This window comes from uncultured Bacteroides sp., from assembly GCF_902491285.1.
In the GTDB taxonomy this organism is placed as follows: Bacteria; Bacteroidota; Bacteroidia; order Bacteroidales; family Bacteroidaceae; genus Bacteroides.
The window spans coordinates 1-11750 of sequence record NZ_CABUHK010000117.1 but is presented as its reverse complement, the minus strand read 5'-3'; the positions used below and the strand labels follow the sequence as shown (position 1 = coordinate 11750).

Annotated in this window: 5 protein-coding genes and 2 pseudogenes; all 7 read left to right on the top strand. The window is 40.3% G+C overall.

Annotated elements, in window-relative coordinates:
• Window positions 1-1323: pseudogene (locus tag RDN93_RS20290) on the top strand (TonB-dependent receptor); the annotation flags it as partial.
• Between the two features lie 12 nt (window positions 1324-1335).
• Window positions 1336-2859 carry a RagB/SusD family nutrient uptake outer membrane protein gene (locus tag RDN93_RS20285; protein WP_308747172.1) on the top strand — a complete coding sequence of 508 codons (1524 nt, stop codon included), beginning with the start codon at window positions 1336-1338 and terminating at the stop codon, window positions 2857-2859.
• 21 nt (window positions 2860-2880) lie between these two features.
• Window positions 2881-3627, top strand: a complete 747-nt coding sequence (locus tag RDN93_RS20280; protein ID WP_308747171.1) for a DUF4843 domain-containing protein — start codon at window positions 2881-2883, stop codon at window positions 3625-3627.
• Between the two features lie 18 nt (window positions 3628-3645).
• Window positions 3646-5319 carry a PKD-like family lipoprotein gene (locus RDN93_RS20275; RefSeq protein WP_308747170.1) on the top strand — a complete coding sequence of 558 codons (1674 nt, stop codon included), beginning with the start codon at window positions 3646-3648 and terminating at the stop codon, window positions 5317-5319.
• An 83-nt stretch (window positions 5320-5402) separates the two neighbouring features.
• Complete coding sequence (locus RDN93_RS20270) at window positions 5403-7727, top strand: DPP IV N-terminal domain-containing protein (protein ID WP_308747169.1); 2325 nt, start codon at window positions 5403-5405, stop codon at window positions 7725-7727.
• Between the two features lie 18 nt (window positions 7728-7745).
• Entirely contained in the window at window positions 7746-10103 is a 2358-nt protein-coding gene (locus RDN93_RS20265; protein ID WP_308747168.1) for a DPP IV N-terminal domain-containing protein, read from the top strand.
• Window positions 10087-11750 (top strand): annotated as a pseudogene (locus tag RDN93_RS20260) (S9 family peptidase); the annotation flags it as partial. The gene RDN93_RS20265 and the pseudogene RDN93_RS20260, both read left to right, overlap by 17 nt.

Here is an 11750-nt window from a genome sequence, read left to right as displayed (position 1 = left end):
GCTTCTGCCAATTATACGTGGAATGATATTTATTTGGTAGACGCTTCTGTACGTTTCGACGGTTCGTCAGAGTTTGGGGCAAATCAGAAATGGGCTCCTTTCTTCTCTGGAGGTGTGGGCGTTAATATACATAATTATGATTTCTTCAAAAGCAACGGATATATTAATAAGTTGAAATTACGCGCTTCGTATGGGCGTACCGGTAAGGTCAATTTTCCGGCTTATGCTGCAACGACGATGTATGAAACTTTATTTGATGAATGGTATATAACAGGTTATGGAGCTGTATTGAAAGCCTTAGGTAATAAAGATTTGACTTGGGAAAAGACGGATAAGTTGAGTGTCGGTATTGAAACAAAAACATTGCACGACCGTTTGACCATTGATTTCGAGTATTACTATAATAAGACAATCGACTTGGTGAATGATGTCACCCTTTCCCAAACTTCTGGTTTCTCTACTTACAAAGATAATATGGGACAAGTTGCCAACAAAGGTGTAGAATTAAAACTTCGTGCGGATATTTATCGTGACAGGAATTGGAATGTGGCGTTATGGGGAAATATGGCACACAATAAGAATGAGATTCTGAAGATTTCCGATTCTCAGAAAGCATATAATGAGAGAGTGGCCGCTTATTATAAAAATGAAGCACTTTATCAGGAAACATTAGGGCTGTCTCATGGTGCGGAGTATTCGGTACCACTGCCACAGTATGCGGAGGGAGCTTCTCTGACTTCAATTTGGGCTGTACGTTCATTGGGCATCGATCCTACTACGGGTAAAGAGATCTTTTTGAACCGTGATGGCTCTATAGCTGATAAGTGGAATGCTGCGCAGGAGGTTGTAGTTGGAAATACAGAACCTAAATGTAGTGGTGCTTTCGGGTTGAACCTGTCGTATAAGAATTGGACTCTGTCTGCTTCATTCCTTTATGAGTGGGGTGGACAGGAATACAATCAAACATTGGTCAACAATGTGGAGAATGCGGACTTAGTGAACAAGAATGTCGATTTACGCGTATTGACGGACAGATGGAAAAAACCGGGTGACATAGCTCAGTTTAAAGATATTAAAGACCGGGGGATGACTACTTTGCCAACATCACGTTTCGTGCAGGATAAAGCATTGGTTCGATTGAATTCATTGAATGTCAGCTATGATTTTAACCGTGACTGGATAAAAAAACATCTCCGCATGAATCTGCTTCGTCTGGAAGCTTCTACGAGCGACTTGATAAATTGGTCCTCTATTAAACAGGAACGCGGATTGAGCTATCCGAGATCTTGGAAAGTGGAATTCTCATTAAAAGCACAGTTCTAAAAAAGAAGAAAAATGAAAAAGATATATACTCTAATATTTGCGTCATGTCTAGCAGCTATCTTGCTCAGCTCTTGTAGTGATTGGCTGGATGTGAGACCTGCAGATGAGATAAAGGAAGAATATTTGTTTGAAACAGGAAACGGTTATCGTACAGCTCTGAACGGTATATACCGGAAGTTGGCAACTTTCGATTTATACGGTAGTAATCTGAGTTGGGGGTTGATAGATGGCTGGGGACAGGTATATGACTTGGACAAGGCTCCCGACAGCGGTGGTGGTAAAGCTATGAAGAAATTATCTCAGTTCTTGTATAAGAACTCTGAACTGACTCCTACAACAGATGCTATGTGGAGTGCTGCGTGGAATATAATAGCCAATTGCAATAACCTTGCACAGCAAGTGGCAGAGGAAGATACAATGCTGTTCTACAAACGTACGCAGGAGAAAAATATGATTTTAGGAGAAGCTATTGCTTTACGGGCATATATGCACTTTGATTTGTTACGTATATATGCGCCGTCTTTGGCTATGAACCCGGGGGACAGGCTTTTTATTCCTTATGTGGACAAATATCCATCTTATCTGGCCGACCGGCAAACAGTCAGTTACTGTTTGGAACGCATCATCGCTGATTTGATAGAAGCACAAAAGATTCTGAAGGATGTAGATAAGTCATCTGAGTTTACTTCAGGCAATCGTTTTACTAAGTCTCCTTCTGGAGAGGAACGTTTTGTTTGGTACAGAGGATTCCATCTTAATTATCATGCTGTAACTGCGGAGTTGGCTCGTGTCTACTTGTATGCAGGACAACCGGAAAAGGCATATGAGGCAGCGAAGTTATTAATAGATATTAATGCTGACAAAGGCTATTACAAGGCAGTAACAAGCAGTTATAGTGGACCAATGAATATAGAGAATGGGAATATAAAGATGTATGAAGACATCATATTTGCATTATACTCTACAGATCAGACTGATTGGGATTTGGAGATTAATCATGCAAGTGATAATGCTACGAAACCGGATGATGAAAGGTATTTGGCTTTGAGTGATGCTGTGGTAACGAAATTCTTCGGTAACGAGAGCGGCAAAGATTGGCGTCTTAAGTATCAGTTAGGACCGAATACTTCTTCTTTTTATCGTTCATTGAAGTATAAAAAACAAGATGAAGGTTCTGGTTTTGGTAAAGTGAATAGTACAATGGTGCCTATGATTCGTATGTCTGAAGTATATTATATAGCTGCAGAGGCTATTTATGATACGGATAAGGAATTGGCCAAGACATATCTTAAAACTGTGAAGCAAGGAAGAGGTATTAGTTCTCCTGATCTTAGCAAATCGGGAACAAAGCAGGATTTCATTAATTTGATTGTTGATGATGCTCGTCGTGAGTTTATTGGCGAAGGACAGACCTTCTTTTTATACAAGCGCCTGAAGCGGAACTTGGAAGGATCGGATAAAAAGCAGTTCGTAGAATATCCGGCGATTGAAGAAAATTTGGTGATGCCATTGCCTGATTCGGAAAGCAATATTTAAATTTTGAAAGATTGAAGATATATGAAAAGAATAAGTTTTTATATAGTCATTGTATTGTTGGGAGTCTCCTTCTTTACTTCTTGTGAGGAGCAAGGATTAGTGACCCATACAAATGATGTGTCATATGTTGCATTTGAGAAAAATATGACAACAGATACAACAGGTGTATCTTTTAAGTTTTATAATGAAGGTGAAAATGCTAAGATATTATTAGGAGTTACCATTTCCGGAAAAGTACAGGATAAGGATTTAGAGTTTACGGTCAGTGTAGATCCGGAACGAACAACTTTGCCTGCTACCCAATATGAATTACCGGAGAAATGCGTAATTAAAGCGGGAGAACTAACTGGAGAAATATTGGTGGTTTTGAAGTATTACGAGAAGTTGGATACGAAAGCTGAACTGTTGACGTTGCAAGTGAATGATGGTGGTGAGGTGCGTCAAGGTCCGAGTGTCTATTCGCGTGCTATTATTTCCGTATCTAATTTGTTGTTTGCACCTGAGTGGTGGACTAGAAATGACGGTGATGTGAATAATCCCTATAACATTGTTGAAGAATGGTATCTGGGGAGGTATTCGGAAAAGAAATATTTAATGTTTTTGGAAGAATTGAAAAAAGACGGGGTGGTATTTGACGGAAAAGATATGTTTATATTGCGTAAATATGCATTGCGTTTGAAAAATAGAATTAAAGATTATAATATTCAACATCCGGATGAACCAATGAGTGATGAGTATGGTAAAATGGAAATTCCTGTTGCCGGATAATTAAAAAACGGAAGAAGTATGAAAAAGATAACAGTTTATATTTTATCACTACTTTTATTGGGTAGTATTTGTAGTTGCCTGGATGATAAAAACAATTATGATTATACGCCGGTTAATGAATTGAAAGGCAATATTAATAATATTGAGAAAAATTATAGTGTTGGGATAGATGAAGATTTGGTTATAACACCCACATTTGAGTTTACAATTGATAAAACAGACCCGGATGTGAGCTACGAATGGAGACTTGACGGAGAGTTGCTAAATACAAAAACGTCTTCGTATACTTTTAATTCTCATAAAATCGGATTGTTTGAACTCACATTCTCTGTCATCGATAATAAGACAGGTGTTAAGCACTCTGCTTCAACCAATATTCTGGTTCGTTCTCCTTATCAGAGAGGATGGGTGATTTTGTCTGATGTAGATGGAAAGTCAACACTTTCATTTATCAAAATTAAAACCTTGTATGGTGTGTCAGAAGCAGTGAATATCTGGGGGGAGAAAGTGGTACGTGATTCTATTGCATATCATTCTGTCGAAAAGTATTTAGTCAAAGATTTGGGAACCAATCCCAAAGGTATCTTTGAGCATTTGGGCTATCCCAGTACTTTTGGGCAAGTGGAGACTGTATATGATGAACTGGTAGTGATGCAGGATTGTTGGGTGGAGCTGAACGGTAACACTTTGGAGCGTGAAGTATATACAGAGGATGAGTTTTATGGTGATTTGCCGGTCGGAGGCTTCAAACCTGTAGAAGCTGCCATGTCTTATTCTGCAAAATTTATTCGTGATGAAAATGGATATATCTATATGCACACGAAGCCGGTTGCGAATGATTTTCATGCTGGAGCTTATATGTCTATTCCGCTGTGGAATTATACTAAATTCAGTGCTTTATATCCTGTACAGAAGTTTAAGGACAGAAATATGGATGCGGTTCTGGCCCTTCGTGAAGAGGATAATTCATTAGTAATTATTCGAAATGGAGGTGGGGTGAAGAATAGTTCCAATGACCCGACATTTTATGATAATACGGTGAAGGATACCGGAGAAATAGTTGAATTTGAAGGAGAGGATGCTAAGAACTTTCAGAATATGCATGATGAAAGTATTATAGCAATGAAAACTGCATCAGTTAATGTGAATGGCGACATGATGCAAGCATGGGTGGCTTTGATGAAGGGTGACGATATGTCCTATCAATTGCGTTATTTCAGAATGAAGAATAAAAAATGGGATATATATGATTATTATGAGAATGACTTGACGTCGTTGAAAAATAAAGAGTATACAGATATGGCTGTATTTGAACAAAAACAATATGTTGTTATTGCAATGGGGAATGAATTGTGGTATTGCCAATATGTGAAAGGTGTGGTGTCTGCTCCAAAATTGATTCATACATTTGACAAGAAGGTGATTGCTCTTTCATCTAATGATATATATTTGTATCCGAAATATGGGGTTTACAACGGTCAGTTAGGGGTTGCCCTGGAAGACGGAAGTTTCTTTATATATGGGGTGGAAGAGAAGGATAAACAAGAGTCAGGATTGGTTAATGATGTAGAGATAAAACAATTATACCCGAATGAGGAAAGTGAGAAGGAGGGAGATAATAATTTTGGAAAAATAGTGGATGTACTATATAAAATAGGAAATGCCAACCAGCTTGTTCAGTTTGACCTTTAAAATAATTTGATCTATATTAGATTATGCGGGGAATCGCATTGAGTCTTGAATACTTTATGTGATTCTCCTTTGTTTATTTGAATATGAGAAAAAGAATACTGTTTATAATCTTATTTGCTTGGTCGGGATTTCTGCATGTTTTTTCCCAACAGCAGGCCAACTATGAATTGGCAAATGAATTTCAGACTTTCGGGTTAGGAGGTAGTTTTTCTGCTAATAACCTAAGTATCTGGCCAAATGAAATCAATGGAACAGATAAGTTCTGGTTTGATTTTCGTACGACCGCTGGGAAGGATTATTATTTTGTAGATCCTGAACGTCGGTTAAAAGAACCGTTGTTTGATAAAGGGAAACTGGCATCGGGAATAGCACAGATTACTAGAGGTGTAGTGGACAGGAATAAACTGGAGTTGAGTGATATCAAGTTTTCTGAAAACCTAGCTGTATTTTCTTTTTCTTATAAAGGGAAGAACTATGAATATAATCGCCTGACACATCAGATTGGAGAGAAAAAGAAAGATAAGAGCCGGTCATTATTTGATCGTTATTCGTGGATGAAATACTCGCCGGACAGGAAATATCTCGTTTATGTGAAAAAACACAATTTGTATGTGAAAGGTAACGGAGAGATGGGAATGGACACAACGGAAGTGCAGTTGACTACTGACGGAGTTCGGTATTACTCTTATGCGCATGATGGAGGAACGGAAGACGAAGGAGAAGTCATGTCTGATATCCGTTGGTGCCCCGATTCACGGCATCTTTATCTAGTACGCGAAGATGAACGTCTGCTTAGGGATTTCTGGGTGATAAATTCGTTGGGTGACAGACCGTCCCTAACTACTTATCGTTATGAATTCCCTGGCGATAAGAATGTAACCCAGAATGAACTGGTGATAGTTGATGTAATCGAACGCACCGTAAAAAAAGCTAATATAAATAAGTGGCCGGATCAATACGTAGCTCCTTTGTGTGTGACATCTGACAGTAAATACCTCTTTTTCGAACGTACAAAACGTACATGGGATGAAGTGGATGTTTGTTCTGTTAATATTTCGACAATGGAAGTGAAAGAAATTATTCACGAAGTTGACAAACCGTATCGTGACCCTCATGCTCGTAGCGTTGCTATTTTGAATGATGGTAAAGATATTCTTTTCCGTTCTGAACGTACGGGATGGGGGCATTACTATCATTATGATGGTAATGGAAAGCTGAAGAATGTGATGACTTCCGGTGAGTGGGTGGCAGGTCAGATAGCTTCTATTGATACTTTGGAGCGAACAGTATATTTGTATGGATATGGTAGGGAAAAAGATATTAATCCGTCTTATTACATGCTCTACAAAGTACATATTGATAGGGAAGGAGTGACTCCATTAAGTACGGAAGACGGTCAGCATCAAGTTAACTTCTTGAAGTCTAACAGATATTATATTGATACTTATTCAAGAGTGGATATGGAACCTAGAATTATGTTGAAAGACAACAAGGGACAAACGATTCTTGAATTGGCCAAGCCAGATATTGAGTTGGCCAGCAAAGCCGGATGGAAAAAGCCGGAACGTTTTGTTGTGAAGGCTGCTGATAATGTAACTGATTTGCATGGAGTAATGTGGAAACCGGCAGACTTTGATTCGACTAAGGTGTATCCGATTATTTCTGTGGTATATCCAGGTCCTTACTTTGGTCAGATTCCTACTTCGTTTACCTTAGAAGATAGATGTTGCACCCGTTTGGCGCAGTTAGGTTTTATCGTAATTGCTGTGTCTCACAGGGGAGATACCCCTATGCGTGGAAAGGCATACCATCGGTTTGGTTACGGCAATATGCGTGATTATCCATTAGCTGATGATAAATATGCTATCGAGCAGTTGGCTCACAAACACTCTTATATTGACATTGACAAGGTAGGTATCTACGGGCATTCTGGTGGTGGATTTATGGCTGCTGCAGCCATTTGCACGTATCCTGACTTTTACAAGGCAGCCGTTTCATGTTCTGGAAATCATGATAACAACATCTACAACCGTGGATGGGGAGAATGCTACAACGGCGTGAAGGAAGTGGAAAAAGTGGTGAAAGATAGTTTGGGCAACGAGACAAAAGAGTATGAATATAAGTTTAGTGTAAAGTCAAATGCAGAGATTGCCAAGAATCTGAAAGGACATTTGATGCTTGTCACCGGAGATATGGATAAGAATGTGAATCCTGCGCATACATATCGTATGGCTCAGGCTTTGATTGAAGCCGGAAAGGATTTTGATATGCTGGTGATTCCGGGTGCCGGTCATGGATATGGTTCTGCTGATAAGTATTTTGAAAAGAAAATGTACCGTTTCTTCGCTAAACATTTGCTGGGTGATACTCGTGCGGATTATTGGGGAGACATTAATCGCAACAAATAAGACAATAGATAAGATTTTATGAAAAACTCTCTCTTTAAATATATATGTCCGGTAGTTGTGTTGTTTGTATGCAGCCTTGCCGGTGCACAGCAGAAAGCGAATTATAAGTTAGCGGAGAAGTTCCGTCTGTTGGAGCAGAATCCTATAACAAAATATTCTACAGAAGTTAGGCCGACGTTTATTAACGATACGGACTGTTTTTATTATTCGTTTACTACACGTGAAGGAAAAAAATATTATTATGTCAATCCGAAGAAGAAGGAAAAACGTTTGTTATTTGATACGGATGAACTATTAAGTAAAATTGCGGCATATACCAAGAAAGCCTATTCTTCAGCAGACCCATATTTGTCTTTCACTTTTATGAAGGATAACGAAACGATTCGTATTGATTTTGACCGTGGGCTTTATACGTACAACATTCATACGAAAGTGTTGAGACAGCTTAATGAGAAACCATCTTATGGGAATAGTGATCCGTATTGGATGAAATATTCACCGGATAGTCTTTACTTTCTTTATGCCAGCAAGGATAATTTGTATTTTGTCGGAAATCAGAAGAAAGGACAAGATACTATTCCTGTACAACTGACAACGGACGGTGAACCGAATTATACATTTAACCGTGAAGATGAGGGCATGATGGAAGGACGCTTCGGGGCTGAGTCCACTCATTGGATTCCGGGTAGCCATCGTTTTTATGCAGTTCGTGAGGATAACAGGAAAGTGCGTGATTTATGGTTAATCAATTCGTTGTCTACTCCATATCCGACACTGAAAACTTATAAAGCCGAACTGGCGGGCGATAAACATGTCACCCAATATGAATTATTGATTGGAGATGTTGATACCCGTGAAGTGAAGAAAATTGATATTAATCGTTGGCCTGATCAGTATATCGACGTATTATATATTTCGAAAGACGGGAAACGCTTGTATTTCCAACGCTATAACCGTCCATGGAACCAATCGGATATCTGCGAAGTAGACGTAGAAACCGGAAAAGTACGCGTAGTGATTCATGAAGAAAACAAACCGTATCTTGATTATCAGATGCGTAATGTCTCTTTCCTAAATGACGGAAAGGAAATCCTGTTCCGTTCCGAACGTAACGGTTGGGGACACTATTACCTGTATGACACGGCAACGGGAAATCTGAAGAATCAACTGACTGATGGGACGTGGGTAGCCGGTCCGGTTACCAAGATTGATACTATCGGGCGTAAGATGTATTTCTATGGTTATGGTCGTGAAAAAGGTATTGATCCTTATTACTACATTCTTTATGAAGCTCAACTGGATCGTCCGAATGCTGTTCGTTTGTTGACTCCGGAGAATGCGTCGCATGATGTCAGTATCTCTCCGTCTTACCGATATATGGTAGATTCCTATTCTACCGTTTCGCAGGAACCGGTGAATGTGGTTCGTAACCGGAATGGAAAGGTGATCATGACATTGGAAAAGCCCGATTTGCAGCCTGTCTATGAAATGGGATGGAAAGCACCGGAACGCTTTAAGGTAAAAGCCGCCGATGGAGTGACCGACTTGTATGGCGTGATGTGGAAACCTGCCGATTTTGATTCGACAAAGGTTTATCCTATCATTTCTAATGTTTATCCAGGACCGTTCTTTGAGTATGTGCCGACACGTTTTACGATTAACGATGTTTATAACACCCGTCTGGCTCAATTGGGATTCATTGTAATAACCGTAGGGCACAGAGGCGGCACTCCGATGCGTGGAAAGGCTTATCATACCTACGGGTACAACAATATGCGTGATTATCCGTTGGCGGATGATAAATATGCTATTGAGCAACTGGCTGCCCGTTATCCGTTTATTGATGCCACTAAAGTCGGCATTTACGGACATTCCGGTGGGGGATTTATGTCGGCTGCCGCCATTTGCACTTATCCCGATTTCTATTCGGCTGCCGTTTCATCGGCTGGTAATCATGACAACCGCATTTACAATAAAGGATTTGTAGAGATTCATTTCGGTGTGGATGAGAAGGTGAAAACGACTAAAGACAGTTTGGGAATAGAAAGCACGACGTATGATTATAGTGTCCGCGTACGTCCGAATCAGGAGTTGGCAAAGAATTATAAGCATGGCTTGCTGCTGTTTACCGGTGCGATGGATAAAACTGTAAATCCGGCTAACACATTGCGTTTGGTGGATGCATTGATTAAGGCAGACAAGGATTTCGAGATGTTTGTATTGCCAAAATGTACACATGGATTCTTCGGTGAGTCCGAGGACTTCTTCGAACATAAGATGTGGCGTCATTTTGCCCGCTTGCTGTTGCATGACAACTCGGCTGATTCTGATGTCGATTTGAATAAGGATATGATTAAAGATGACAGGAGAAGATAAGATGAACCGGATATTTGTACATATAGGGATTATAACGAGCTTGTTGCTGGGTGGAAGCCTGTCTGTTGAGGCTCAGAAGAGGCCGTTGGATATAGATGCGTGTACATCTTGGAAGCGTATTGATGCGCCGGATATTTCACCGACAGGCAGGTGGGTGACTTACCGTATATCGTTGATGGAATATAATCCGGATAGCAAGGAAGAAAAACCTCTGCATTTATTCGATTCCCGTACACGGAAAGAAATATTGCTGAATGGTGATATAGAGCGTCTGGAGTTTTATAATAACGATCAGGGGGCTTTTTATCGGCAGGCGGACTCGGCGGGAGTAATGAAGACGTTCTTGTTGTCATTGCCTTCGGGAGTAAAGGCCGAATGGAAACATAAAGAGGCTTTTCGCCCTGTAGAAGGGACTCCTTACTCAATCTCTGTAACTAACGTGCCGAAAGATACGGTGAATCATGTCCCGGCTTTTAACAGGCTGGTGGTACGTCATTTAAAGACAGAAGTTGCTTTTCATATTGACAGTATCGGCTATCATACATTGTATGACGGAGGACGTTCTATTCTTTTCATTCGTAAAAAATCAGACGGGAACGAGCTATGTTATGGTCCTTTAGCCGGTCCATATAAGACTCTTTATCAGAGTTCTGTAAAGAGTGAACCCTCTTCTTATAGTTTTAATGAAAAAGAGATGGCTGGGGAGTTTAGTGTAAACGATTCTTTGTGGTATGCTTTCTCATTAAAGAAGCCGGGTTGTAACTTGCTTTTTGACAGGAAAGAGATTGTTTTGCCTGATGGCATGGCTGTCGGACGCATTGACTTGTCTAAAAGCCATAATTTTTTGATACTTGAACTTCGGTGCTCACAGCAGATTTCGCGTAGAAGGGAAGAATCGGAGAAGAAACCGGACAAGAGCTTTGAATTGGAGTTGTGGACATGGAACGAAATGGAAGTCCCGACTTTACAAAGGGGCGGACGTTATAGGCAGGATAAGTCGGTGACGTATATTTATGATATTTCTTCTAAGAAGCTGACTGAAATTGCTCCATCTACCGTAGATTTACTCTTACCATCGGGAGCAGAGAAATTGGACTATGTACTTTATACGGACGAATCTCCTTATAAGATGCAGCGTGAGTGGTTGGATCGCTTACCGTTCGATGTACATTCGGTGAATGTGCATACGGGGGCAAAACAGTTGATCGGACGTAGTTATCGTACAGCTCCGAAATGGTCGGTGAATGGCAAGTGGGCGGTAATGTATGATCCGATTGCCCAAGTCTGGAATAAGTTTGATGGTGCTACAGGTAAGGTCATTAATATATCTGATGCTATCGGTTATCCGATGTTCGTTGAAAATTATGATAAACCGGCTCCTGCCCCCGCTTATGGCATAGCAGGGTGGACGGCTGACGGGAATACTGTGTTTCTCTACGATGCATATGATTGGTGGAAGATTGATTTGGCAGGAGAATGTCAGCCGGAGTGCTTGACTAAAGGGTATGGCCGTAAACATGGCAAATCTATTCGTAAAATGACGAGCAATATAGATAAGGATGTTTTTCAGAAAGACGAAACAATCATGGTTAGCCTTTGGGATAAAGATACGATGGATGAGGGTGTCTATCAGCTTGATATGAAAGG